General features: G+C 60.4%; 25 protein-coding genes. 21 read left to right on the top strand and 4 right to left on the bottom strand.

Annotation, left to right across the window (positions count from 1 at the left end; translation table 11 throughout):
• Window positions 1–29: 29 nt before the first annotated feature.
• The 9 genes from BN1969_RS03100 to BN1969_RS03060 all read left to right on the top strand — a co-directional run bounded on the left by BN1969_RS03100 (window position 30) and on the right by BN1969_RS03060 (window position 9,492).
• Complete coding sequence (locus BN1969_RS03100; protein ID WP_082203481.1) at window positions 30–1,811, top strand: ABC transporter ATP-binding protein; 1,782 nt, start codon at window positions 30–32, stop codon at window positions 1,809–1,811.
• Window positions 1,811–3,970: an ABC transporter ATP-binding protein gene (locus BN1969_RS03095; RefSeq protein WP_050622952.1), complete on the top strand. Its 2,160-nt coding sequence runs from the start codon at window positions 1,811–1,813 to the stop codon at window positions 3,968–3,970. The genes BN1969_RS03100 and BN1969_RS03095 overlap by 1 nt, the downstream gene beginning before the upstream one ends.
• Window positions 3,971–4,013: 43 nt before the next feature.
• Window positions 4,014–4,580: a TetR/AcrR family transcriptional regulator gene (locus BN1969_RS03090; protein ID WP_050622951.1), complete on the top strand. Its 567-nt coding sequence runs from the start codon at window positions 4,014–4,016 to the stop codon at window positions 4,578–4,580.
• Window positions 4,581–4,698: 118 nt separating this feature from the next.
• Window positions 4,699–6,471, top strand: coding sequence for an oleate hydratase (locus BN1969_RS03085; RefSeq protein ID WP_050622950.1), 1,773 nt, complete (start codon window positions 4,699–4,701; stop codon window positions 6,469–6,471).
• Between the two features lie 129 nt (window positions 6,472–6,600).
• Window positions 6,601–6,981, top strand: a complete 381-nt coding sequence (locus BN1969_RS03080; RefSeq protein ID WP_050622949.1) for a GntR family transcriptional regulator — start codon at window positions 6,601–6,603, stop codon at window positions 6,979–6,981.
• Entirely contained in the window at window positions 6,978–7,865 is an 888-nt protein-coding gene (locus BN1969_RS03075; RefSeq protein ID WP_050622948.1) for an ABC transporter ATP-binding protein, read from the top strand. Before BN1969_RS03080 ends, BN1969_RS03075 begins: the two co-directional genes overlap by 4 nt.
• 12 nt (window positions 7,866–7,877) lie before the next feature.
• Window positions 7,878–8,540, top strand: coding sequence for a hypothetical protein (locus BN1969_RS03070; protein ID WP_050622947.1), 663 nt, complete (start codon window positions 7,878–7,880; stop codon window positions 8,538–8,540).
• Window positions 8,541–8,544: 4 nt separating this feature from the next.
• Window positions 8,545–9,270 carry a hypothetical protein gene (locus tag BN1969_RS03065; protein WP_050622946.1) on the top strand — a complete coding sequence of 242 codons (726 nt, stop codon included), beginning with the start codon at window positions 8,545–8,547 and terminating at the stop codon, window positions 9,268–9,270.
• A 15-nt stretch (window positions 9,271–9,285) separates the two neighbouring features.
• Window positions 9,286–9,492 carry a hypothetical protein gene (locus tag BN1969_RS03060; protein ID WP_050622945.1) on the top strand — a complete coding sequence of 69 codons (207 nt, stop codon included), beginning with the start codon at window positions 9,286–9,288 and terminating at the stop codon, window positions 9,490–9,492.
• A gap of 135 nt (window positions 9,493–9,627) precedes the next feature.
• Here BN1969_RS03060 and thrS read toward each other — a convergent pair whose 3' ends face one another.
• From thrS to BN1969_RS03045, 3 genes are all read right to left on the bottom strand, one after another.
• Complete coding sequence (gene thrS / locus BN1969_RS03055; RefSeq protein WP_050622944.1) at window positions 9,628–11,391, bottom strand: threonine--tRNA ligase; 1,764 nt, start codon at window positions 11,389–11,391, stop codon at window positions 9,628–9,630.
• Between the two features lie 377 nt (window positions 11,392–11,768).
• The gene (locus BN1969_RS03050; RefSeq protein ID WP_050622943.1) at window positions 11,769–12,089 is read right to left on the bottom strand and encodes a hypothetical protein; all 321 of its coding nucleotides are present in this window, start codon (window positions 12,087–12,089) and stop codon (window positions 11,769–11,771) included.
• Window positions 12,086–13,276 carry a polysaccharide deacetylase family protein gene (locus BN1969_RS03045; RefSeq protein ID WP_050622942.1) on the bottom strand — a complete coding sequence of 397 codons (1,191 nt, stop codon included), beginning with the start codon at window positions 13,274–13,276 and terminating at the stop codon, window positions 12,086–12,088. Before BN1969_RS03045 ends, BN1969_RS03050 begins: the two co-directional genes overlap by 4 nt.
• A 177-nt stretch (window positions 13,277–13,453) precedes the next feature.
• Between BN1969_RS03045 and BN1969_RS03040 the strand changes: the two genes are divergently transcribed.
• The 12 genes from BN1969_RS03040 to BN1969_RS02990 all read left to right on the top strand — a co-directional run bounded on the left by BN1969_RS03040 (window position 13,454) and on the right by BN1969_RS02990 (window position 21,925).
• On the top strand, window positions 13,454–14,089 hold the full coding sequence (locus tag BN1969_RS03040) for a UBA domain-containing protein (RefSeq protein ID WP_050622941.1): 636 nt from the start codon (window positions 13,454–13,456) through the stop codon (window positions 14,087–14,089).
• Between the two features lie 40 nt (window positions 14,090–14,129).
• Window positions 14,130–14,816 carry a response regulator transcription factor gene (locus BN1969_RS03035; protein WP_050622940.1) on the top strand — a complete coding sequence of 229 codons (687 nt, stop codon included), beginning with the start codon at window positions 14,130–14,132 and terminating at the stop codon, window positions 14,814–14,816.
• A gap of 27 nt (window positions 14,817–14,843) precedes the next feature.
• On the top strand, window positions 14,844–15,350 hold the full coding sequence (locus BN1969_RS03030) for a hypothetical protein (RefSeq protein ID WP_050622939.1): 507 nt from the start codon (window positions 14,844–14,846) through the stop codon (window positions 15,348–15,350).
• 34 nt (window positions 15,351–15,384) lie between these two features.
• Window positions 15,385–16,809, top strand: coding sequence for a sensor histidine kinase (locus BN1969_RS03025; RefSeq protein ID WP_242850272.1), 1,425 nt, complete (start codon window positions 15,385–15,387; stop codon window positions 16,807–16,809).
• Complete coding sequence (locus tag BN1969_RS03020) at window positions 16,806–17,060, top strand: GIY-YIG nuclease family protein (protein WP_050622938.1); 255 nt, start codon at window positions 16,806–16,808, stop codon at window positions 17,058–17,060. Before BN1969_RS03025 ends, BN1969_RS03020 begins: the two co-directional genes overlap by 4 nt.
• A 545-nt stretch (window positions 17,061–17,605) precedes the next feature.
• Window positions 17,606–18,139, top strand: a complete 534-nt coding sequence (locus tag BN1969_RS03015) for an RNA polymerase sigma factor (protein ID WP_050622937.1) — start codon at window positions 17,606–17,608, stop codon at window positions 18,137–18,139.
• Window positions 18,136–18,822, top strand: coding sequence for a DUF4367 domain-containing protein (locus BN1969_RS03010; RefSeq protein WP_050622936.1), 687 nt, complete (start codon window positions 18,136–18,138; stop codon window positions 18,820–18,822). Before BN1969_RS03015 ends, BN1969_RS03010 begins: the two co-directional genes overlap by 4 nt.
• 107 nt (window positions 18,823–18,929) lie before the next feature.
• Window positions 18,930–19,373, top strand: a complete 444-nt coding sequence (locus BN1969_RS03005) for a hypothetical protein (protein WP_050622935.1) — start codon at window positions 18,930–18,932, stop codon at window positions 19,371–19,373.
• Window positions 19,374–19,417: 44 nt separating this feature from the next.
• Complete coding sequence (locus BN1969_RS03000; protein WP_050622934.1) at window positions 19,418–20,692, top strand: hypothetical protein; 1,275 nt, start codon at window positions 19,418–19,420, stop codon at window positions 20,690–20,692.
• A 22-nt stretch (window positions 20,693–20,714) separates the two neighbouring features.
• Window positions 20,715–21,209: a hypothetical protein gene (locus tag BN1969_RS02995; protein ID WP_050622933.1), complete on the top strand. Its 495-nt coding sequence runs from the start codon at window positions 20,715–20,717 to the stop codon at window positions 21,207–21,209.
• 110 nt (window positions 21,210–21,319) lie between these two features.
• Window positions 21,320–21,472 (top strand): hypothetical protein, encoded by a 153-nt coding sequence (locus BN1969_RS17790; RefSeq protein WP_154669720.1) that lies wholly within the window; start codon window positions 21,320–21,322, stop codon window positions 21,470–21,472.
• 99 nt (window positions 21,473–21,571) lie between these two features.
• Window positions 21,572–21,925, top strand: coding sequence for a hypothetical protein (locus BN1969_RS02990; RefSeq protein WP_050622932.1), 354 nt, complete (start codon window positions 21,572–21,574; stop codon window positions 21,923–21,925).
• Between the two features lie 723 nt (window positions 21,926–22,648).
• Here the strand turns inward: BN1969_RS02990 and BN1969_RS02980 are convergent.
• The gene (locus tag BN1969_RS02980; RefSeq protein ID WP_050622930.1) at window positions 22,649–24,007 is read right to left on the bottom strand and encodes a PFL family protein; all 1,359 of its coding nucleotides are present in this window, start codon (window positions 24,005–24,007) and stop codon (window positions 22,649–22,651) included.
• Window positions 24,008–24,027 lie beyond the last annotated feature (20 nt).

The raw sequence follows: 24,027 nt of genomic DNA, 5'->3' as shown, positions 1-24,027 counted from the left end.
TAAAAAACCAAGAAAGGAAGATGATCGATTTGCTTCAGTTGTTTCTGACCCACCTGCAGGGCTACAAGCGGCAGGCGGTCTGGTCTCCCATCCTCATCGTGGTGGAGGTCATCTGTGAGCTGCTGCTGCCCCTGGTCATGGCAGAGATCGTGGATACGGCCATCCCAGCCGGCGACGAGACTTACATTTTTCAGCTGGGTGCGGTGATGCTGGTGCTGGCGGGCGTGGCCATGCTGTGCGGTGTGCTGGCGGCCAAGTATTCTGCCTTTGCCAGCCAGGGCTTTGGCGCCAATCTGCGCCAGTGCCTCTTCGACAAGGTGCAGGAGTTCTCCTTTGCGGACATTGACCGTTTCTCCTCCGCCTCCCTCATCACCCGTATGACCAACGATGTCAATGCCATGACCATGATGCTGGCCATGGGTCTGCGGATGCTGGTACGGGCTCCAGTGATGCTGGTGGCCGCCCTGTGTATCAGCTTCTATCTGAACGCCAGGCTGGCACTGGTGCTGGTGGTGGTCATTCCTCTGATGGTGCTGGTGATCGGCATTCTGATGAAGGTGTGCACCAAGCTCTTTGAGACCATGCAGACCAAGATCGACAACCTGAACAATACGCTCCAGGAGAATCTGGTGGCCATCCGAGTGGTGAAGGCCTTTGTCCGGGAGGGCTACGAGCGCATCAAGTTCAAGAAGTCCAACGATGAGCTGATGGACGCCGCTCTGGCGGTGGGCCTGCGGATCATTGCGATCATGCCGGTGATGATGCTGGCCCTCAACGGGGCCACAGTGGCGGTGCTCTACTTCGGCGGAGGCATGGTCATGGGGGGCACCTTTGAACTGGGCGACCTCCAGGCCTTCATCAACTACATCGTGCAGATCCTCATGAGCGTGATGATGGTGGCCATGTCCCTGCTCCAGCTCTCCCGGGCTCAGGCCTGCGCCCACCGCATCAAGGAGGTGCTGGAGACAGAGCCCTCTGTGGAGAACAAGCCGGAGGGGGAGATCTGCCGGGCGGCCCTCCCCGGGGAGGCGGCGGACGGAACGGACCACGTCCTGCCCGCCCCCAGGGGCGAGGTGGAGTTCCGGGACGTCTCCTTCAAATATGTGGCCTCGGGCAGCGGGGACGACGTGCTCTCCCACATCAGCTTCCATGTAAGGCCGGGGCAGTTCGTGGCCATCGTGGGCGGGACCGGCACGGGCAAATCCACTCTGGTCAACCTGATCCCCCGGTTCTACGATGTCACCGGCGGCCAGGTGCTGCTGGACGGGGTGGATGTGCGGGACTACCCCCTGGAGGAGCTCCGGGGCCGCATCGGCATGGTGCTCCAGACCAACATCCTCTTTTCCGGCACCATTCGGGAGAACCTGCTGTGGGGCAACCCGGAGGCCACAGAGGAGGAGATGATCCAGGCGGCCAAGGACGCCCAGGCCTATGACTTCATCATGTCGTTCCCCGACGGCTTCGACACCAGCCTGTCCCAGGGCGGCGTCAACGTGTCCGGCGGCCAGAAGCAGCGACTGTGCATCGCCCGGGCCATGCTCCGCAAGCCGGCGGTGCTCATCCTGGACGACTCCACCTCTGCCGTGGACTCAGCCACAGAGGCGGCCATTCGGGAGTCCTTCGCCGCCAACCTGAAGGACACCACTGTCATCATCATTGCCCAGCGCATCTCCTCGGTGCAGTACGCCGATGAGATCCTCATTCTGGAGGATGACCACATTGCGGCCCGGGGCACCCATGAGGAGCTGCTGGCTACCAGTCCCATCTATCAGGAGATCTATCAGTCTCAGCAGGAAGGAGTTGGTGAATAATGCCGGGACCCAATCGCGCCCCCCGGGGGGGCTATCAGAAGCCCAAGGATCTGGGCAAGACCATATCCAGGCTGCTGGGTTATCTCACCCGCAGCAAGCTGCCCCTGATGGCCGTGTTCGGATGCCTGCTGATCTCGGTGTTCACCAACATCGGCGGCTCCTACATGATGCGGGGCATCATCAACGACTTCATCTGGTCGGGCTGCACCGACTTCGCCGGCCTGGGCCGGGCCATCCTGGTCCTGGTAGGCATCTACCTCATCGGCTGCGCGGCCACCTACGGACAGTCCGCCGTCATGGTGCGGCTGGCCCAGCGGGGGATCAACCGGCTGCGCAAGGACCTGTTCGACAAATTGCAGGACCTGCCGCTTTCCTACTTTGACAAGCACCCCCACGGCGAGTTGATGAGCCGCTTCACCAACGACGCGGACAACGTGCAGCTGGCCCTGGAGCAGAGCGTGGTCTCCATGTGCTCCAGCTGCCTGATGTTCGTGGGCTTGGTGGCCATGATGCTTTTCATCAACTGGAAGCTGTTTCTGGTCACCGCCCTGGTGCTGGCGCTCACCATGGTGCTGTTCAACAAGCTGGGCGGGCGCAGCCGCCGCTTCTATCAGAAGCAGCAGGCAGCCCTGGGCGACGTGAACGGCGACATCCAGGAGATCATCGAGGGGCTGAAGGTGGTCAAGGCATTCACCCACGAGGAGCAGGCCAAGGATCAGTTCCGCAAGCTCAATGAGACCTACCGGGACGCGGCACAGAAGGCCAACTTCTACTCCACCATGATCATGCCCGTGTCGGGCAACCTGATGAACATCAGCTACGCCCTCACCGCCGCATTCGGCGGACTGCTGTCTGTCATCCAGGGCTTTGACCTGGGCGGCCTGGTGGTCTATCTCAACTACTCCAAGCAGGTGGGCCAGCCCCTGAACCAGATCTCCCAGCAGATGACCACCCTCCTCTCCGCCCTGGCGGGCGCCGAGCGGATCTTTGAGGTGATGGACACCCAGCCCGAGGTGGACGAGGGGACCGTCACCCTGGTGGGGGCGGAGAAGGACGCCAACGGCACCCTGTCCGTCTTTGACGGCGCAGGCCGGCCCCGTGTCTGGGCCTGGAAGACTCCAAGGACCGCGGCCATGGCGCTGGTCCCCGTGCTGGTGGGAGCAAAGGATGCCCTCACCGAGCTGGGCCAGGCGGAGCGGACCGAGAGCGGCGGCCTGAAGCTGCTGCCTCCCAGCGTGGACTCCTCCCAGGGCATCTGGGTGGAGGTGGCTTCTGACGGCAGGCTCACCGAAGTGACCGACCTGGCCGCCCTGGCCGGCCACGGCTGGGCCTGGAAGTACCAGGACCACACGGGCAAGCCCTCCCTCCACCTGATCCGGGGCACCGTGCGCAACGTACCCGGGGAGGACTACTACCTCACCGAGCTGAAGGGGGCCGTCCGGTTCAGCCATGTGGCCTTCTCCTATGTGCCCGGCAAACGCATCCTGAAAGATGTGACCGTCTACGCCAACCCGGGCCAGAAGATCGCCTTCGTAGGCTCCACCGGCGCGGGCAAGACCACCATCACCAACCTGATCAACCGCTTCTATGAGATCGAGGGAGGACTCATCACCTATGACGGCATCGATGTGAAGGCCATCCGCAAGGACGACCTGCGCCGCTCCCTGGGGGCGGTGCTCCAGGACACCCACCTGTTCACCGGCACCATCATGGACAACATCCGCTACGGACGGCTGGATGCCACTGACGAGGAGTGCGTCGCCGCCGCTAAGAGCGCCAATGCCCACTCCTTCATCCGCCGCCTGCCGGACGGCTACCAGACCATGGTCACCGGGGACGGGGCGAACCTGTCCCAGGGCCAGCGCCAGCTGCTGGCCATTGCCCGGGCGGCCGTGGCCGATCCCCCGGTGATGATCCTGGACGAGGCCACCTCCTCCATCGACACCCGCACCGAACGGCACATCGAGCAGGGGATGGATGCCCTGATGGAGGGCCGCACCGTCTTTGTCATCGCCCACCGCCTGTCCACGGTCCGCAACTCCAACTGCATCGTGGTCATCGAGCATGGCGAGATCCAGGAGAAGGGCGATCACCAGGAGCTGCTGGACCAGAAGGGACGCTACTATCAACTCTATACCGGTCAGTTCCAGCTGTCCTGACCCCCGGACGTGGGCGGAAGGCACCGGAGACAGGAGGAGCGCCATGTCGCAGATCACAAAGCGGGCCCTGGCCTCTGCGCTGAAGGAGCTGCTGGAGCACAAGCCGCTGAATAAGATCACCATCGCCGACATCACCGAGCAGTGCGGGGTGAACCGCCAGACCTTTTACTACCACTTTCAGGATATCTACGCCCTGCTGGAGTGGATCTACACCACCGACGCCCAGCGCCTGCTGGAGGGAAAGCGGGACGGGGACACCTGGCAGCAGGGGTTCCTCCAGGTCCTGGAGTACATCCGGGACAACCGGGCCCTGGTCCGCAATACCTACCACTCCGTCAGCCGGGAGCTGCTGGAGGGCTACCTGTACCGGGTGACCTACCAGCTGATGCGGGACGTAGTGGAGGAGAGGGCGGCGGGGACCCAGGTCCCGGAGGAGGACCGGGCCTTCCTGGCCCACTTCTACAAGTACGCCTTTGTGGGGCTGACGGTGGAGTGGATGCAGGGGGGCATGAAGGAGGAGCCCGCCAGGCTGGTGAGCCGGGTCAATACCGTGATGGAGGGAAATATCGCCGCGGCCCTGGAGCGCATGGCCCGGCGGAAAGAGCCCTGAGATCCAGACAAAGGGGGCCCGCTGTCGCAATTTGCGACAGCGGGCCCCCTCTATCCATTGGCAGGCAGGGCCGGGGGCGCTATACTGACCTCACAAACTCGATCTGGAGGTCATGGATATGTATTACAGCAGCGGAAATTACGAGGCATTTGCCCGCCCCCGTAAGCCGGAGGGCGTGGAACGGAAATCCGCCTGGCTGGTGGGTTCCGGCCTGGCCAGCTTGGCGGCCGCCTGCTTCCTGGTGCGGGACGGGCAGATGAAGGGGGAGAACATCCACATCCTGGAGGAGCTAAAGCTCCCCGGCGGGGCCTGCGACGGCATCCAGGACCCCACCCGGGGCTTCGTGATCCGGGGCGGCCGGGAGATGGAGAATCACTTCGAGTGCCTGTGGGACCTGTTTCGCTCCATCCCATCCCTGGAGCACCCGGAGAATTCTGTTTTGGACGAATACTACTGGCTGAACAAGGAGGACCCCAACTATTCCCTGTGCCGGGCCACGGTGGATCGGGGAAAGGACGCCCATACAGACGGGAAGTTCACTCTGAGCGACAAGGCCGCCCTGGAGATCATGAAGCTTTTCCTCACCCGGGACGAGGACCTGTACGACAGGACCATCACCGACGTGTTCACCGAGGAGTTCTTCCGCTCCAACTTCTGGCTCTACTGGCGGACCATGTTCGCCTTCGAGACCTGGCACTCTGCCCTGGAGATGAAGCTGTATCTCCAGCGGTTCATCCACCATATCGGCGGCCTGCCCGACTTCTCGGCCCTGAAATTTACCCAGTACAACCAGTATGAGTCCCTGATCCTGCCCATGGTGCACTACCTGAAGGAGCACAATGTGCAGTTTCAGTATGACACGCAGGTCACCAACGTGATCTTCGACATCGCCCCGGGCCGAAAGGTGGCAAAGCAGCTGGTGTGGGTCCGGGAGGGCCGGGAGGAGGTCAGGGAGCTCACTGAGGACGACCTGGTGTTCGTCACAAACGGCTCCTGTACGGAGAACTCCTCTCTGGGCAGCAACGACCGCGCCCCGGAGTTCCTCACTGAGCCGGTGGGGGGCTGCTGGCAGCTGTGGCGGAACATCGCTGCCCAGGACCCGGCCTTCGGCCGCCCGGACAAGTACTGCACCAAGCCGGGCCTTACCAACTGGGAGTCGGCCACCGTCACCACCCTGGACGACAAGATCCCGCCCTATCTGGAAAAGGTATGCAAGCGGGACCCCTTCTCCGGGAAGGTGGTCACCGGCGGTATCGTCACGGTGAAGGACTCCGCCTGGATGATGAGCTATACCTTCAACCGCCAGCCCCACTTCAAGGCCCAGCCGGAGGGACAGCTGGTGGGGTGGATCTACGGCCTGTTCACCGATGTCCCCGGGGACTATGTGAAAAAGCCCATGCGGGCGTGTACCGGCCGGGAGATCTGCATGGAGTGGCTGTACCACCTGGGGGTGCCGGAGGAGGAGATCCCCCTGCTGGCGGAGCAGTCTGCCAGCACCATCCCCTGCATGATGCCCTACATCACCGCCTTCTTCATGCCCCGGACCCGGGGGGACCGGCCCGACGTGGTGCCGGAGGGCTGTGTGAACTTCGCCTTTATCGGCCAGTTCGCCGAGACGGCACGGGACACCATCTTCACCACCGAGTACTCCGTCCGAACCGGTATGGAGGCCGTCTACACCCTGCTGGACATCGACCGGGGGGTGCCTGAGGTGTGGGGGTCTTGCTACGATGTGCGCTGTCTGCTGGATGCCGCATCCAAAATGATGGACGGCAAAAAGCTGACGGAGATGGACTTGCCCTTCCTGTATGGATTCGTGGAGAAGAAGGCCCTGAAGCATGTGTCCGGGACCGTGATAGAGGAACTCCTCCTCCGCTACCACCTGATTTGATGGCTCCCGCCCCAGCCTAGTGCTGGGGCGGGACTTTTTTTGCCTTTTTTATTGACAAAAAGGGATATAGGTGATATGGTTAATTACACAAGTAATGAACCAATAAACCGAAGGACAGGAGGCGGTGAGATGCATGGGACCCTCAGCGATCAGTCACTGATCTATCTCCAGATCGCTCAGATGCTGGAGGACGACATCCTGCGGGGCGTCTACCGGGAGGAGGAGCAGGTGCCCTCCACCAATGAGCTCTCCCGGGTCTATCACATCAACCCGGCCACGGCGGCCAAAGGGCTCAACCTCCTCTCGGCGGAGGGGATCCTGTATAAGCGCCGGGGCATCGGCATGTTCGTGGCCCCGGGGGCGGAGCAGGCCGTGCGGGCCAAGCGGAAAGCGGCGTTTTACGACAGCTATGTGCGGCCCCTGGTAAAGGAGGGGGCCTCCCTGGCTGTGACCGGGGAAGAACTGCTGGCCATGGTGCGCCGGGCCATCGAGGAAGGAGAAGCCAAATGAATACAGGCATTTTGAAAGCGGAGGGGCTGTGCAAGTCCTATGGGAGCAAGCGGGTGCTGGAGGGGCTGGACCTGACCATCCAGCCGGGCAGGATCTATGGGCTGATCGGACGAAACGGGGCGGGTAAGACCACCCTGCTGGGCATCCTCACAGGCCAGAACACCAAGGACAGCGGGCAGGTGACCTGCGATGGAGAGCCGGTGTGGGAGAACTGCAGGGCGCTGGAGCAGATCTGCTTTTCCCGGGAGCTCCAGCCCACCCTGTTCTCAGGTCCCAACAACCAGAAGGTCCGGTACTACCTGAAGTCGGCCGCCATATTCTACCCCAACTGGGACCAGGAGTATGCCGACCGCCTGCTGAACGAGTTTCAGCTGGAACCAAAAAAGAAGATCAGTCAGCTGTCCAAGGGGCAGATGTCTATGGTGACCATCCTGATCGCCCTGGCCAGCCGGGCACCCATCACCATTCTGGATGAGCCGGCGGCGGGGCTGGATGTGGTGATGAGGGAGCGGTTCTATCAGCTGCTGCTGGAGGACTTTGCCCAGACGGGGCGGACCTTCCTGGTCTCTACTCACATCATAGAGGAGGCCGCCTCCGTCTTTGAGCAGGTCATCATCCTGGACCAGGGGCGCATCCTGGAAAACAGCCCCACAGAGGAACTGGTGGAGCAGTTCCGCTATATCTCCGGCCGGGAGGACGTGGTGGACCAGGCCTGTGCCGGCCTGGAGGTCCTCTCCGTCCAGCAGATGGGGCGGCACAAGACCGCTGCCGTCCGGGGGAGCGACGCCCAGTTCCGTCAGGCCCGGCAGGCCGATGTGGATGTGTCCCCCATGAACCTTCAGAACGTGTTTGTGGCCCTGTGCGGCCACGGCGATGCCCAGTAAGGAGGGGAAGGTATGAGAAAGGAATTCCGCTTCCTGCTTCAGTCGGCCAGGATCAATCTGGCCCTGGTGGCGGGATATGCGGCGGTGCTCACCTTGGGAGCCATCCTGTTCCCGGCCCCGGAGGGCGAGCGAAATCTGTTCTACAATTATTTCATTTCCGCGCCCATCACCGTCTCGTTCATCCTGTTTATCATGAGCTTTTCCATGGGCGCAAACAACCTAAACATCTCCCTCACTCTGGGCGGGCGGCGGCGGGACTACTTCTGGGCCCTTCAGCCGGTCCTGGCGCTCTATGTAGGGACCAGCTGGGCCATCCAGCTGCTGATGTCGGCGGTGCCCAAGGCGCTCCGGTGGACCGATCCCTGGGGGTGGGATCTCTCACTGCTGGGAGGCTGGCCCCTGTGGGTGTACCCCCTGGTGTGCTGGACAGTCCTGGCCTTTGGGACCCTCTGCGGTCTGCTGATGGTAGAGTCCAGGGTATGGAGGGGGATCGTGGTTGCCCTGGCCGCAATGGTAATGACGGCAGCCCTGATTTTCCTGATGGTGATGGCGGCGGGGCCCAAGATCCCTCTGTGGGGCGATCTTCCCTATATCCTGGGGGGTGTTCTGGCAGTGGTCCTGGCGGTCAGCGAGTTCTTCCTGTGGCGTAGGATCACCCGTTTTTCTGTGAGGTGAGCATATGATGATGAAAATGATCCGGGCCAACTGGGTGGATCTGGCCCAGGGCTGCGGAGTGGTGGCGGGGATTTTCCTGGCCATCCACCTGATCACGGCGGGGGTGCTCTTCTGGGGCCATCCAGACAGCAGCGTCACCATCTCCGGGATCGCTCTGCCCGCGGCGGCGGGGCTGATGATCCTGGTCGTTACCGCCACCTATCTGGCCATCACCTTTGACCAAATGGTGCGCTTCAGCCTGACACGCCGCCGGGCACTGGGGCTGCTGATGGGGATGGCCGGGGCACAAGCGCTGTGCTCCATGGGGCTGGCCGCCCTGTTGACCTGGGTGGAGCGGGCCACGGCGCCCATGCTGTGGAAGGCCATTTCCGGCGCAGCGTCGGTGACGCTGGAGCGGAGCGGACAGGTGATCCCGGAGCTGGGGAGCACGGCGGCAGCGGAGGCGGTGCCCTCCCTGCTGGTGGTGGATATGTATTTGGAATGGTGGTGGTATCCAGCCATCGTCCTGGCCGCCATTGCGCTGGGGCTGATTATCGGAGGCGTGATCCAGCGCTTTGGAGGAAAAGGAGGCTGGTTCCTGTGGGCCATCTGGATGGCGGTCATCTTCGGTGATTCCCTCTTCGGCGGCTTTGTGTTCCTGAAGGATCTGGTCCCCCTGATGGTGGTCCTGCTGGCGGGGTCCCTGGTCTGGTCCGTGTGGTCCCTGCTCCACGCAGTGGTGAAAAACTGAAAGGAGGGGGAGGCCATGATACCGGCGGGTGCCATCCGAAAGAGAGCCATCATCAGGCAGTTCCTGGAGGCGGGGGCGGTCTCGGAGGAGACGGCCAGAACGCCGGAGGAGGCGGGGGTCTTCCAGGGGCTGGGCATCAAATTTGACCAGCTGGTGGAGCGGGGCGTTCTGGTCCCCTGTGCTGGAGGACGGTATTACGTGGACCAGTGCAAAAGCGGTTGAAAAAGGGAGGCGCTTCCGCCGGAAGCGCCTCCCTTTTTTCATTATGCCGGTATTCCCCGGCGCCGCAGTCATTTCCCGCGCCGGGACCAGACTTCTATGGTATCCAAGGGATGGATCGAATGCTCTGAAAGCCGCTTATTTGATGGCCTTGGTCCGCACGTCCTCGGCCAGAAGGGCCTGGAACTGGACGCAGGACATGGCGCCCAGGTCCTCACCGGAGCGCATGCGGACAGAGACGGTCTGACCCTCCATGTCCCGGTCGCCCACCACCAGCATATAGGGGACCTTCTCCATGGTGGCCTCCCGGATCTTCTTGCCGATCTTCTCGTTGCGGTGGTCCACCTCTACCCGGAAACCGGCCTCATCCAGGTCCTTGGAGATCTGGTCGGCGTACTGGGCGGCCCGGTCGGTGACAGGCAGGACCTTCACCTGGACGGGGGCGAGCCATGCGGGGAAAGCGCCGGCAAAGTGTTCGGTGATGACGCCGATGAACCGCTCGATGGAGCCCAGCACCACCCGGTGGATCATCACGGGGCGGTGCTTCTGGCCGTCCTCGCCGGTGTACTCCAGCTCGAAGCGCTCAGGCAGCTGGCTGTCCAGCTGGATGGTGCCGCACTGCCAGGTGCGGCCCAGGGAGTCGGCCAGATGGAAGTCCAGCTTGGGGCCGTAGAAGGCGCCGTCCCCCTCGTTGATGACGAAATCCTTGCCCATGGCGGTGATGGCGTTTTTCAGGATGTCCTGGTTGCGCTCCCACTCCTCCACGGTGCCGATGTGGTCCTCTGGCATGGTGGACAGCTCAATGGTGTAGCTCAGGCCGAAGACGGAGTAGACCTCGTCGAACAGGCGGACGGTCTCCTGGATCACGTCCTGCATCTGGTCCCGGGTCATAAAGACATGGGCGTCGTCCTGGTTGAAGCAGCGCACCCGGAACAGACCGTGGAGGGCGCCGGACAGCTCGTGGCGGTGGACCAGGCCGATCTCGCCCACCCGCAGGGGCAGCTCCTTATAGGAGTGGGGCTGGCTGGCATAGACCAGCATCCCGCCGGGGCAGTTCATGGGCTTGACGGCGAAGTCCACATCGTCAATAACGGTGGTGTACATATTGTTCTTATAGTGGTCCCAGTGGCCGGAGCGCTCCCACAGCTGACGGTTGAGCATGATGGGGGTGGAGATCTCCACATAGCCGTACTTCTTGTGGACCTGACGCCAGTAGTCCAGCAGGGTGTTCTTCAGGGTCATGCCCTTGGGCAGGAAGAAGGGGAAGCCGGGGCCCTCGTCCCGGAGCATGAACAGGCCCAGCTCCTTGCCCAGCTTCCGGTGGTCCCGCTTCTTAGCCTCTTCGATCTTGGCCAGATAGGCGTCCAGCTCGTCCTTCTTGGGGAAGGCGATGCCGTAGATGCGCTGGAGGGTCTCCCGGTTGGAGTCACCGCGCCAGTAGGCGGCATTGCAGGCAGTGAGCTTCAGGGCGTTGCCCTTGATGCGGCCGGTGGAGTCCAGGTGGGGACCGGCGCACAGGTCGGTGAACTCGCCCTGCTTATAGAAGGAGATGTGGGCGTCTTCGGGCAGATCCTGGATCAGCTCCACCTTGAAGGGCTCTCCCTTCTCCTCCATAAATTTGACAGCCTCCTCCCGGGGCAGCTCGAACCGCTCCAGCTTCAGCTTCTCCTTGCAGATCTTCCGCATCTCGGCCTCGATCTGCTCCAGGTGCTCGGGCGTGAAGGCGAAGGGGGCGTCCATGTCGTAGTACCAGCCCTCGTCGATAGAGGGGCCGATGGCCAGCTTCACCTCGGGCCACAGGCGCTTGACCGCCTGGGCCATCACATGGGAGCAGGTGTGCCAGTAGGTCTGGCGGTACTCAGGGTTTTCAAAGGTAAATTCATTTTTGACTTCTTCGGACATCAAAATACCTCCTTGCGTCCGCGGGGGTGCGCAGGGCGCGCCCCCCAAAGGCTCTGAGGGGCAAAACAAAAGCGCCTCGCCCCTGAATCTCCATCAGGGGTGAGGCGCAGTAAGGCGCTCCACGGTTCCACCCTGCTTGCGGTTTTACAGAAAACCGCCGCTTGTGACCGCTGTAACGGGCGGGCCCGTCCCGGTCATCCCGGGCGGCTCAGGAGTGGTACCAGCCGCGGCAATGTCGCAGGACGCTTCCAGCCTTTGCGTCCCTCTCTGGGCGAGTCCCGCGGCCTCTTCTCCATCAGTGCTCATTTGACAAACGCACTATATCACCAAACGCCCGACCTGTCAAGTGGGGAATGGAAGAAGGAAAGGAGCCGATCTCAGCCCAGCACCTCGAAGAGCGCGCCCCACACGTAGTCCAGGTCCTCAAACCGGACAGAGGGGGCAAGGCGGAACACGGCGTCCTCCCCATCCTGAAGGACGGTGACACCCCAGTCCCGCTCCAGCCGGTCCAGCACCCCGCCGGTGTCCTGGCCGGGGAAGCGGGCGGTAACGGTGCCGGACGCCTCATCCACCCCCGTCACTCGGGGCCCGCCGGGGCCGAAGTCCTCCAGCCGGGCCTTCAAGTGCCGGGTCAGGCGGGCCACCCGGGCCCGGTCACCAGAGGGGGCTCCGGGCCGGGCCAGATCCACCCGCCTCACAGCTTGGTCTCCATCGGGGTACTGACCACGTACTCCCGATAGTTCAGCTGACGAAGCAGGGCGGGGAGAACATCCGCGGTCTGCCGGCTGTCATCCAGGGTAACATAGGCGCTGTTCAGGGCAGCCCGGCCCAGCTGGCGCAGAACGCCGTAGGAGTAGGAGGCGGCGCTCTGCTCCCCGTCCAGAGGAACGGCGTCCAGGCTCTCCTGCCAGCAGACCCAGCCCTCCGCCTCCAGCCCCTCCCACAGGGCCTCTCCGCAGTAGACATAGCGGGTGCAGCTGCGGGTCTGCTCCGCCAGGGCGCGGTTCCCTGCCTCCAGCTCCGCTCGGGCCCCCTCCGGGGTGCCGGCCTGGACAAGGATGCCAACGCTGTGCCCGGTGCCCAGCAGGCGGCGGACCATGTCCCCATGGACAGAGAGCTCCTCCGGGGCGAAGAAGAAGACGCCGGATTTTCCGGATTTCTCCAAAGTGGTGAGGATGCTGTCCAACGCCTCCCCCGTCTGGCAGCGGAAGGCCAGATAGGTGGGGATGGAGGTGGGGTCCAGCTCCTGGCCCGGGGGATCGGCGGGGACCGCTGGGGTGACGTCAGGGGTCTCAGGTTCCTCCACAGGGAGCAGGCTCTTTTGGTACTCCTTCAGCTGGAGGTTCATCTGGTTGCCGGCCGAGTCGATGAAGACATCGTCGGTGAGGATGGAGCGCCGCCCGTTGGAGGCGGTGTCGTCCCGGTTCTTGATGCGGACCAGATAGCCGTAATCGGTGTGGAGATAGGAGCTCCGCAGCCCGAAAAAGTCCACCACGATGTTCAGGGGGAGGTAGATGCGGCCGTTGCGGGTGATGGCCCGGCCGCTGAGCAGCTCGCCGGTCTGCTGGTCCACGCAGATGCCGGAGTTCAGGTCAAAGACCAGGATGCCGCTGAGGCTGTAAAGGGTGATGGTGCCGCTGCTCTGGCTCTGAGTGAGGCTGACCCCCAGGGTCACGCCGTAGCTGGCGTTGGTGGCGCTGCCGTCGAACAGGGAGGCGGGCACATAGAGGACGCCTCCGGACCAGAGGGGCATGGTGTCGGAGGCCAGGGGCAGCAGCTTGTTGTTCAGGGAGGTAAAGCACACCTCCTCCAAAGCCGAGGCGGGGGACAGCAGGGCCAGACACATGACCAGGGCGCACAGCAGGGCGCCGAGACGCTTTTTCAAGGGGCACACCTCCGTTTCCAGTTGATAAGGGGATTATAGCATAGTATAATGAGAATCACAAGCAGCCGCGGGAAAGGCGTTTTCATCCATTTTTAAGAAAGGCTAAAGGACACTTCAAGCCCGGGCGGTTATACTGACGTCAGAACAGGCAGACTGCCCGGAAAGGAGCGATTCAGGATGGAGATCACAGTGGAGATGGTAGAGCGCCTGCGGGAGAAGGCCCCCGTGTCCTACGCCCAGGCCAAGGAGGCCCTGGAGTACAGCGAGGGGAATCTGCTGGACGCCCTGATCTATCTGGAGGAGAAGGGGGCCATCCCCCAGGCGGAGGGGACCCGGTGGTCGGGCCGGGAGGAGAAGGAGTCCCAGCCCACGGCGGCCGAACTGGTGGTCCAGGAGACACCGGAGCCGGGAAAGAAAAAGAAGCACAGGAGCCCGCTGGGCGTGGTGGTGGTGTGGCCCAAGGGGGAGAAGCGGCGGGGCCGCTCCCTGCGGGAGCTGCTGTCCCGGCTCTACCGGGTGCTGGTAGATAACGAGCTGGAGGTGTGGCGCCGGGATGAACCGGTGACCTCCCTGCCCCTGCTGATCCTGTTGATCCTGTTTGTGTTCGCCTTCTATGTGACCATTCCCCTGCTGCTGATCGGGCTGTTCTTCGGATTCCGCTACCGCTTTTCCGGCCCCGAGCTGGAGCGGGACAGCATCAACGACGTGATGGAGAACGTGGCCAGCACCGCCGCCGACATGGGGCGCCAGGTAATGGATGAGCTGCACCTCCAGTATGAGAAGCGGACCCGGGACCGGGACGGCAAGGAATAGATCTCCGGGGGAGTGCCCGGATGTTGAGGTGAGAGAGGATATGGAAGAAAAGATCCTTCTGGTGGAGGATGAGGAAAAGCTGGCTCGGATGGTGGAGCTGGAGCTGCGGTATGAGGGCTATCAGGTGCACAAGAGCTTCGACGGCCGCTCCGGCCTGGAGCGGGCCCTGTCGGGGGAGTACGACCTGGTGCTGCTGGACATCATGCTGCCCCAGCTGTCCGGCATGGAGGTGCTGCGCCGCCTGCGGAAGGAGGGGGTACAGCTCCCCGTCATCATGCTCACCGCCCGGGACAGCGTGGTGGACAAGGTATCCGGCCTGGACTCCGGGGCGGACGACTATATCACCAAGCCCTTTGCCATCGAGGAGCTGCTGGCCCGCATCCGGGCGGCCCTGCGGAAGCGGGGGAGCGGAGAGCGGCCGGAGGAGCCGCTGCTGTCCGCCGGTCCCCTGACCATGGACGTGGAGCGCCACACCGTGGCAGTGTCCGGGACGCCGGTGGAGCTGACCCGCCGGGAGTTCGACCTGCTCCACCACCTGCTGGAGAACAAGGGCAGGGTGCTCAGCCGGGAGGCCCTGCTGGACAGCGTGTGGGGCTTCGACTTCGTGGGGGAGACCAACTCGGTGGACGTATATATCCGTTTCCTCCGCAGCAAGATCGACGAGGCCTTTGACATCAAGCTGATCCACACTGTACGGGGCGTGGGCTACGTCATCCGGGAGGAGTAAGGCCGGGAAGAAGGGGAGCTGATTCATATGACGATCGTTTATACCTCCAAGACCGGTTTTACCCGGGAGTACGCCCAGATGCTGGGCCGGGCCGCCGGGCTGCCGGTCTGTGCCCTGGACGAGGCTACGGGAAAGGTGGGGCCCGGGAGCGACATCCTGTACCTGGGATGGCTGATGGCCGGGCATATCAGCGGCATCGACCACGCAGTTAAGCGCTTTCATGTCCGGGCCGCCTGCGGCGTGGGCATGACGCCGCCGGGGGACAAGGTGCTGCAGGACCTGGCCCGGTCCAACTATGTGCCAAACGCCCCCATCTTCTACCTTCAGGGCGGTTGGGCCCCGAAAAAGGTGGGGTGGCTCCAGCGCCGGATGGTAGGGATGGCCACCAGGGGGCTGCGGCAGTCCCTCCAGCAGAAGCGGGAGCGGACCCCTCAGGAACAGCGGCAGCTGGATCTGCTGCTCCGCGGGGGCAGCTGCGTGGCCTTCCGGAATCTGACGCCCCTGCTGGAGTGGCTGAAAAAGCAGGAGGGCTGACCGGCTGCGGCATGGAAGGAGAGGAGGGGGCCCGGTGGGAAAACGGGACATGAAGAACAAGACGCCCCCCAGCGGGGCCAAGTCCCAGTCGCTGGTCCTGCGGCTGAATACCCGGCTGTTTTTCCGGCAGCTGGGGATCTTTCTGTGTATGGACCTGCTGCTGGTGGTGCTGGCCCTGATGGGGCAGCTGATGTGGGCGGAAAAGCGCTGCGCGGACGTGGCCCAGCTGGTCCAGGAGCGGGGGGTGCCCACCGCGGAGGCCGTCCCCTGGATGGCGGCCAGCGACTACACCATCATCCCCCTGGACCGGGAGCCCAAGGGAGTGGACGTAGGGGAGCTGGGGTGGTTCTCTGGCGGGGAGGCAACAGCGGACGGCCTGCGCACCTATGTGCTGTTCTCCTACTACACCGTGGAACTGCCCAACGGCGGGGAGCCCTACGCCATTACGGTGGATCTGTCCGGGATCGGGCGGATGTTGAAGTGGGCGGGCTTTATCCTCCTCACGGTGCAGATCATCTCCCTGATTGCCAACCTGTTCCGCAATGCCGGGACTATCCGCCGCACCCTGAGGCCCATCCAGGAGCTGGCGGCCACTGCCGCCCGGCTCAACTCCATGACCCACATGTCCAGGCGGGAGCTGGAGGCCCTGGCCGGTGAGCTGAGCAAGATCAACGCCACCCACCTGGACAGCCGCATCGACCTGCCCGGCACCCAGAAGGAGCTGAAGACCCTGGCCAAGGCCATCAACGACATGCTGGACCGGGTGAACGCGGCCTACTCCGCGCAGATGCAGTTCGTCTCTGACGCCAGCCACGAGCTGCGCACCCCCATCGCGGTCATTCAGGGTTACGCCGCTCTGCTGGACCGGTGGGGCAAGGACGACCCGGAGGCCCGGCAGGAGGCCATCGACGCCATCCGCTCCGAGTCGGACGCCATGGAGCGTCTGGTGGAGCAGCTGCTGTTCCTGGCCCGGGGAGACAACGACACCCAGCCCATCCGGCCGCAGCTGATGGACCTGACCGCGGTGGCGGAGGACGTGCTGCGGGAGGAGCAGATGATCCACCCGGAGCGGGCCTTCCTGGCCCGGTGGCAGGGGCCGGTGGTGGTCCGGGCCGACCCGGGGCTGGTGAAGCAGGTGATGCGCATCCTGATGGACAACAGCGTCAAGTACAGCGGCCCGGAGGGGCGGGTCTATCTCCGGGTGTCGGCCCAGAAGGACTATGCCAGGGTCACGGTCCAGGACGAGGGGATGGGCATCGTGCCCCAGGCCATCCCTCATATCTTTGACCGCTTTTACCGCACCGACAGCTCCCGGGCCCGCCAGACCGGGGGGACCGGGCTGGGGCTGTCCATCGCCCGGTGGATCGTGGACCGCCACGGCGGCTGGTTCGAGGTGGTCTCCCGGGAGGACGTGGGCACCCGCATCACCTTTGTGCTCCCCCTGGAGGGGACGGCATGAGCTGGTGGGTCTATCTTCTCCGGTGCGGGGACGGCACCCTCTACACCGGGATCACCGACGATCTGGACCGCCGTCTGGCCGCCCACAACGCGGGCCGGGGAGCGAAATATACCCGGAGCCGCCGCCCGGTGACGCTGGTGTGGCGGGAGGAGCAGCCGGACAAGTCCGCAGCCCTGCGGCGGGAATACGCCGTCAAACAGCTGACCAGGGCCAAGAAGCTGGCTCTGATCGAAGGCGGGCCGCTTGTGTAGATGGTGTTTTAAGACCTTCACTGCTTATGGCGCTGAAACCAAGGATGTCCGTTCAGCTTCCGATGAACCTCTTGATTTGCCAAAATTCTAAAGTGAAGGTGAGCTTATGGAAAAACACAATCATTTTAGTAAACGACGCTGCTTTGACACGAAACATACTGTTCTCCAGGCTTGATTTATCAAAAGACCCCGGCCCCTTCCGAATGGAAGGGGCCGGGGTTCTCATTTCTATTTAGCTCTTCAGCCTCTGCGTGAGAGCAGGGATGCGGCCGGCGGCGGCGATCATGCCGATGCTGGTACCGTCCGTTTGGGACGACCAATTTTGCCTTCTTCTTTATGTTTGGGAATAGCCCTCATAATTGGTTATTTGTGATATATCAGATATATCATATTCTACCCTGGATCACAAACGCATTTTCTCCCAGAGTGTGTTGAGCTTTCATCAAAAAGCGTCTGTTTCACCCCAAAAGGTGCGATTTTCCGGAGCAGGATGACAGATACAGCTGGATATGGTAAAATAGGGGAGCCGATCTTAGGAGGGCGCCATGCTGATCTATTTGACCATGATCGAGGCAGAGGAGGACCGACACCGGTTCCTGTCCCTCTACCGCCGATACAAAAAGCTGATGCTGTATATCGCCCACGACATCCTGCACGACCCCCACGACGCGGAGGACGCGGTGCACGAGGCTTTTTTGCGCCTTGCGGAAATGATCGAGAAAATTCATGAAATTGACTGTCCTGAAACCAGGTCTCTGATCGTTATGATTACAAAGAGCAAAGCCATCGACCTGTACCGGAAGAAAAAGCGGCGGGCGGGGACGGTCCCACTGGAGGACTGGACCGCCGCCGCACCACCCCAGGCCGAGGGTGTGGAGCGGGGGGACGGGGTGGCTCGGGCCATTGCGGCCCTGCCCCGGCGTGAACGGGATGTGCTGCTGCTGAAATACGACCAGGGATATGGCAATTCCGAGATCGGGAAACTTCTGGGCCTGCGGCCGGATCACATATCCCAGATCGCCCACCGGGCCAAAGAGCACCTGCGCAAAAATTTGGAGGAAATGGGGGTGGAGGTATGACCGATCAGGAGCTGGACCGCCTTTTGTACGCCCACGCCGGGGCGGCCCGGGACCTTGTGCTGGCCCAGCTGCCCCCGGAGGGCGAGCTGCCCGACATCCCCACCTCCCCCCGGTTCCAGCGGCGCATGAAGGTCCTCATCCGCCGGGCCGACCGCCCGGGCTGGGCCAAGGCCGCCCTGCGCTGTGCCCGCCAGGCGGCGGTCATCCTTCTGGTGTGCGGGACCCTCACCTTCTCCGGCCTGATGGTCACCTCCCAGGCCTTCCGGACCCAGGTCATTGCGGTCATCACCCGGGTGTTCCAGGAGTTCACCGAGTTCCGCTTCTCCGCCCGGGAGGAAACGGCGCGCGGGGCCGGGGACGTCGCCCTGACCTATCTGCCAGAGGGGATGGAGGAAATCCGCCGGAGCGGCAATCATATCAACCTCCACATCTTCTTTGAGGACGCGACAGGAAACACCATGCGGCTGACCCACACCGTCATCGGCGATAAAACCTCTCATGTTTCGATGCTGGACACCGAGGACGCGGAGGTGGAGAACTTCTATATCCAGGGTGAACAAGCTATTGCAGTCAGCAAAAAGGGCGTCAGCACCATCCAATGGACCAACGGCAACAGCGTCTATAATCTGCGAGGGACTATCCCCATGGAGGATCTGAAACGGGTGGCTGCGGGGGTCCAATGACCCAGTAAAAACTTTTCAAAAAATTTTTGGATTTTTTTGCGTTAACTGTCAAAAACAGCCTCCCCCCGTCGTTATGATATATGAACGCACGGAGGGAGGTGATTTTTATGCGTATCAAAGCAAGCAAGCTGCTGGCGGCGGTGCTGGCCCTGTGCCTGACTCTGGGGACCGCCCCCGCCGCCAGCGCCGCCGCTCTGCCCCAGTCGGCTCCCGGCAGCCAGGACATTACCCCGTACTCTCTATACATCGGCGATTCCAACTGCTCTCTGGACATCTCGGGCCGGACGGCGTACCTCAGTGCCTGGGTAGAGGGCTATCCCGGCGAGGCCACCAAGTGCAAGGTCCGGGCGGAGCTGCAGGAAAAGTCGGGCACTTACGCCTGGACCACCGTGGATTTCTGGACTGACCAGCAGAATGGAACCTGGGCCGAGGTGGACGAGACAGCGGCTGTGACCTCCGGTAAGACCTACCGGGTCAAGGCCACTGTCACCGTCTGGGCCGGGAGCCAGTCAGAGAGCAAGACCTTCTATTCCGACGAGGTGGAGGCGTAAGGCACACAACCAAACTCAAATGAATAAATGTCAGGAGGTTCTGTATGAAAAAGCAATTCGTAAGTATCCTCGCCGCAATAACCATCTTATGTAACTTGTGTTTTACAGAAGTTTACGCATTTGAGGATAGTACCTCGGCTTTGAAAGAATTTACGTTAACTGAGAACACCACATTTTTTAAATCATCCCATAGCACCGTAGCCCAGGATGATTCAGAGAACTACGCCAATATAAGTATTGACTCGGCTGGACAGGTTGCCTCTATTACGTTTTCTATCGATGAGCACGTCTATACCGTCAATATGACCGGTATGCTTGACGCAATCTCCTCTGGAACAAACACCGGATATGTTGGTGTATTTGAAGGCACATTTGATCCCGATTCAAATGACCCCACTTTTGCACCCTTATCTAAATCTGATTTACCCATTATTGCCGATATTGTATTCACGGGAAATGAATCCTTCTGTGCTTTGACTTTTGGAGATGCCTCCGAAAATAAAAACCCCATAATTTATCATTTTGGCATTTATTCTGACTCCATTCGTAATATCTCCAAGGCATACATAGTCAGCCTTGAAAACGATAATATCGCCATTGCCGCCAAGAGTACTTCCCGTGCCACCGTTGATGCAGAAATGCGTGTGCAAGATTACGCCGCAATTAAAAGCGGTACATACTCTCTGGGTGAAGTCAGTATTTTTCATGCAAATCAATTGCGAAACCAAAATACTATGACTGTGGCTGCAAAAGTAAATTCTGATAAAGATAATGCGGTTTCGTACATTAACACCAGCTTAGGTTATCCTGCTAGCAAGTACACCGTAGTTGCCTACCCTGATACAGCGTATATCTCTATTCAGGGAAATCATTCAAATTTCCATGCAGCGTCCGGTAGCATCACTCCCGACAATAACGAGACCCGTGTTAGTCTTCCCATCTATTTTTACGCTGGAGAATTCCTTGGCATACAATCGGTATCCCTATCTCTTGTAACTAGTAAGACCTCCGTTACTACTTCTCCTTATGGTTCAAACTCTCCCCATGATGATAACAAGGTATCTTGGGAAATCTATCGCCAAGGTGGTTTCAATGCAGATGGCTCTTATGAAGATAAAACAGGTATCGGTGTAAAAGCGAGCTATCAGTTCGAAGGTACCGTACAAAATTCTATGTACACCTCCCTTACTACGACTGGCAAGCTCCGTTACACCTATGTGGTAGAAGAAAAGAGTTCTTCTGGAAACACGGATGCTTTTGTTTATCATTTTACGACAGCAAGCAAATCCCTCTATACTGATGTTGAGATTCTGCCTTGATTAAGGTATGAATGTGCAAAATATGATCAAAAAATGCGTCTTCCCTTTGACCCTGTTTCTTCTCTTGATCTTCTGTTTGTTCACCGGAAAACAGCTTTCTCAGTTTTCTGATTTAGACAGCGCAGATTTAATTCCCAAACAATGTGAAATTGGAGTGATTTTCGAATATCAGAACGATCTCCCCGATTCCTTTAAAATCAATGACGGAAACAGCCTGGCTAGGTATTTTAACTCCCTGAGATTGGAAAAAGCTGATTCCGATTTTGATGAACCATGGGTTTTCCGTATCACGTTTTCTTCTGCGCTGGGCGGTTTTGGTGCTGTCAGTGGCGAATATGTTTCGATCCCCCCCGATGCTGAGACCCTGACTGTTTTAGTCGGCGATAGCAAAATGCTGATTGGAGATGTCTCTTACAGGCTTCCTTCTCCCGATTTCCTGGATATCTTAGAAGTAAAATACAATTATTTTAGTGAACGACTCTACTTTGATACCAAACACACTGTTCTCCAAGATTGATTAAGCCCCCCCGGGCCCTTTCATTTGGAAGGGCCCGGGAAGGGGCATTTTTATTTGGTTTTTCAGGCTCTGTATCGGCGATAAAACTACTCATGTTTTGGGGTGGACAGGTGAAGCAGTTCTTCACCCACGGCGAGCAGGCCGCCGCTGTCTCCAAGGGACTGGACCGCACCATCCTCTGGACCACCGGAAACTCCGTCTATCGGCTCACCGGGACCATTTCAATGGATGAATTGAAGCAGGCAGCTGAAGCGATCCAATGAGCCAAAAAAACGTTTCACAAAAATTTCCGGATTTTTTCTTCCCTTTCAACTCCCTCCGCCGGTATAATAGATAGATCGATACGAAGGGGGGTTTTTAGTATGGCAGGACAGATGTTCTCAAAAAACAATTTCAAAAATCTTTTTCTGCTCTTTTTTATCATCTGCCAGTTTGGCGCAATAGTTTCCGACAGCCATATCTGGGACTGGGGCGTTTATCTGGCCCTGAATATCCTGATCGTTCTGTACGTCTATCTGCGTCCAGGTGAAGCACGCACGAAGTCCTCCCAGCAAAAACTCCTGATCGCCGTGCTGATCCACACCGCAGTCATCATATCCACACTCTGGCGCGCCTATCGGGTCAGTTTTATCATGGATATCTTTTTTGATATTTTGGACTTCTGGGCAATTTTGGGATTTATTCTGATCCTGAAATTTGGCTTGTCAAAGAGATAGAACTGCTGCCGGGATGTAAGAGAACGGAACGGTCGCACAAAACCAGTATGGCAAACACATAGTCATACAAATTTTCAGAAGGTTTATCTTAACGGATTCGCTTCAATGGAATATTCAGCGGTCTATCCCAGCAAGGGCAGGCCGCTGAATATTTTAAAAATACAGAAACTATAACTGCACATCTGTTCCGCCGGGTGCAGGGTGAGTCCTATGAAATTTATTATGGAATTATTTACCATCCTAAGTTATTGTATCCCTTTCGTCACAATACCTGTATTCGCGGTAAGTGCCATCTTGATGATACGTACTTTTTTTGCTGAGCAGGCTCCCGAGCAAAGTAAGAAAAGGAGACGGTATCTTGGTTACATGCTGGTCTCCTTTCTTTTTTTCTGCCCTATTTTTTGGGGGGGAGTTTACTTCTCATTTTACTGTATCCCTTTCTTCACAATACCTGCATTTGTAATAAGTGCCATTTTGATGATACGTACTTATTTTGTTGAGCAGACTCCCGAGGAAAGCAGAAAAAGGAGACGGTATCTTGGCTGTATGCTGGTCTCTTTTCTCCTTTTCCTGCTCTTTTTTGGGGGAGTTATCTTAATGCTGTCATGTGTGATCGATTGATTTTCAAAGGAGTTTAGTAAGCAACTTGCAATTTGCATAAAATTATGGTGAATTGTCATCTGGACAACTCACCATAATTTTTTAACCACTGATTCTTTTTATTTAGTTTTTCAGGCTCTGCATCGGCGCCGGAATTCTGCCGCCCCGGTCCACGAAGGCCTTGGCGGAGAAGGGATGGACCGGCTGTACCGGGGCGGAGCCCAGCAGGCCGCCGAACTCCACCGTGTCCCCCACCTGTTTGCCGGGGGCGGGGATGAGGCGGACGGCGGTGGTCTTGGAGTTGACCATGCCGATGGCTGCCTCGTCAGCGATGATGGCGGAGATGGTCTCGGCGGTGGTGTCCCCGGGGACGGCGATCATGTCCAGACCCACCGAGCACACGCAGGTCATGGCCTCCAGCTTGTCCAGGGTGAGGGCCCCGGAGCTGGCAGCGGCGATCATGCCCTCGTCCTCGCTGACGGGGATGAAGGCGCCGGACAGGCCACCCACCGAGGAGGAGGCCATCACGCCCCCCTTCTTCACCGCGTCGTTGAGCAGAGCCAGGGCGGCGGTGGTGCCGTGGGTGCCGCACACCTCCAGCCCCATCTCCTCCAGGATGCGGGCCACGCTGTCCCCCACAGCGGGGGTGGGGGCCAGGGAAAGGTCCACGATGCCGAAGGGGGTGTCCAGGCGGCGGCTGGCTTCCTGGGCCACCAGCTGGCCCATGCGGGTGATGCGGAAGGCGGTCTTTTTGATGGTCTCGGCCACCACATCGAAGGGCTGGCCCTTCACGCTCTGAAGGGCGTGGTACACCACGCCGGGGCCGGAGACGCCCACGTTGATGACCCGCTCCGGCTCGCCCACGCCGTGGAAGGCGCCGGCCATGAAGGGATTGTCCTCCACAGCGTTGCAGAACACCACCAGCTTGGCGCAGCCGAAGCCGCCCCGGTCCGCGGTGCGCTCCGCCAGCTCCTTGATGGTGCGGCCCATGAGGGCCACCGCATCCATGTCGATGCCCGCCTTGGTGGAGCCCACGTTGACGGAAGAGCACACCAGGTCGGTGGTGGAAAGAGCTTCTGGGATGGAGGCAATGAGCTTCCGGTCTGCGTCGGTCATGCCCTTCTGGACCAGGGCGGAGAAACCGCCGATGAAGTTGACGCCGGTAGCTTTGGCCGCCCGGTCCAGGGCGGCGGCAAAGGGGGCGTAGTTGTCTGTCTCCGCCGCAGCGGCCACCAGGGCGATGGGGGTGACGGAGATGCGCTTGTTGACGATGGGAATGCCGAATTCCTTCTCGATGGCCTCGCCGGTGGCCACCAGATTTTCGGCGCAGCGGGTGATCTTGTCGTAGATGGCGTCACAGGCCTGCCTGGGGTCGCTGCGGGCGCAGGACAGCAGGGAGATGCCCATGGTGATGGTGCGCACGTCCAGATGCTGCTGGTCGATCATCTGGATGGTCTGCATGATCTCGTGTTGATTGAGCATAGTTTCCTCCTGTAAAAGGC

The organism is Clostridium phoceensis (genome assembly GCF_001244495.1).
Classification (GTDB): Bacteria; Bacillota; Clostridia; order Oscillospirales; family Oscillospiraceae; genus Lawsonibacter; species Lawsonibacter asaccharolyticus.
The sequence above is the reverse complement of the archived record's forward strand: the minus strand, read 5'-3'. Positions and strand labels throughout refer to the sequence as shown.

Excerpts from the sequence above, each read along its gene's own strand:
- BN1969_RS03080 (WP_050622949.1), top strand. The coding sequence starts at position 6,601 with ATGCATGGGACCCTCAGCGATCAGTCACTGATCTATCTCCAGATCGCT.
- BN1969_RS03075 (WP_050622948.1), top strand. The coding sequence starts at position 6,978 with ATGAATACAGGCATTTTGAAAGCGGAGGGGCTGTGCAAGTCCTATGGG.
- BN1969_RS02980 (WP_050622930.1), bottom strand. The coding sequence starts at position 24,007 with ATGCTCAATCAACACGAGATCATGCAGACCATCCAGATGATCGACCAG.
- thrS (WP_050622944.1), bottom strand. The coding sequence starts at position 11,391 with ATGTCCGAAGAAGTCAAAAATGAATTTACCTTTGAAAACCCTGAGTAC.
- BN1969_RS03015 (WP_050622937.1), top strand. The coding sequence starts at position 17,606 with ATGCTGATCTATTTGACCATGATCGAGGCAGAGGAGGACCGACACCGG.
- BN1969_RS03065 (WP_050622946.1), top strand. The coding sequence starts at position 8,545 with ATGATGATGAAAATGATCCGGGCCAACTGGGTGGATCTGGCCCAGGGC.
- BN1969_RS03035 (WP_050622940.1), top strand. The coding sequence starts at position 14,130 with ATGGAAGAAAAGATCCTTCTGGTGGAGGATGAGGAAAAGCTGGCTCGG.
- BN1969_RS03040 (WP_050622941.1), top strand. The coding sequence starts at position 13,454 with ATGGAGATCACAGTGGAGATGGTAGAGCGCCTGCGGGAGAAGGCCCCC.
- BN1969_RS03030 (WP_050622939.1), top strand. The coding sequence starts at position 14,844 with ATGACGATCGTTTATACCTCCAAGACCGGTTTTACCCGGGAGTACGCC.
- BN1969_RS03000 (WP_050622934.1), top strand. The coding sequence starts at position 19,418 with ATGAAAAAGCAATTCGTAAGTATCCTCGCCGCAATAACCATCTTATGT.
- BN1969_RS03020 (WP_050622938.1), top strand. The coding sequence starts at position 16,806 with ATGAGCTGGTGGGTCTATCTTCTCCGGTGCGGGGACGGCACCCTCTAC.
- BN1969_RS03085 (WP_050622950.1), top strand. The coding sequence starts at position 4,699 with ATGTATTACAGCAGCGGAAATTACGAGGCATTTGCCCGCCCCCGTAAG.
- BN1969_RS03010 (WP_050622936.1), top strand. The coding sequence starts at position 18,136 with ATGACCGATCAGGAGCTGGACCGCCTTTTGTACGCCCACGCCGGGGCG.
- BN1969_RS03060 (WP_050622945.1), top strand. The coding sequence starts at position 9,286 with ATGATACCGGCGGGTGCCATCCGAAAGAGAGCCATCATCAGGCAGTTC.
- BN1969_RS02990 (WP_050622932.1), top strand. The coding sequence starts at position 21,572 with ATGGCAGGACAGATGTTCTCAAAAAACAATTTCAAAAATCTTTTTCTG.
- BN1969_RS03070 (WP_050622947.1), top strand. The coding sequence starts at position 7,878 with ATGAGAAAGGAATTCCGCTTCCTGCTTCAGTCGGCCAGGATCAATCTG.
- BN1969_RS03095 (WP_050622952.1), top strand. The coding sequence starts at position 1,811 with ATGCCGGGACCCAATCGCGCCCCCCGGGGGGGCTATCAGAAGCCCAAG.
- BN1969_RS03090 (WP_050622951.1), top strand. The coding sequence starts at position 4,014 with ATGTCGCAGATCACAAAGCGGGCCCTGGCCTCTGCGCTGAAGGAGCTG.
- BN1969_RS03005 (WP_050622935.1), top strand. The coding sequence starts at position 18,930 with ATGCGTATCAAAGCAAGCAAGCTGCTGGCGGCGGTGCTGGCCCTGTGC.
- BN1969_RS02995 (WP_050622933.1), top strand. The coding sequence starts at position 20,715 with ATGATCAAAAAATGCGTCTTCCCTTTGACCCTGTTTCTTCTCTTGATC.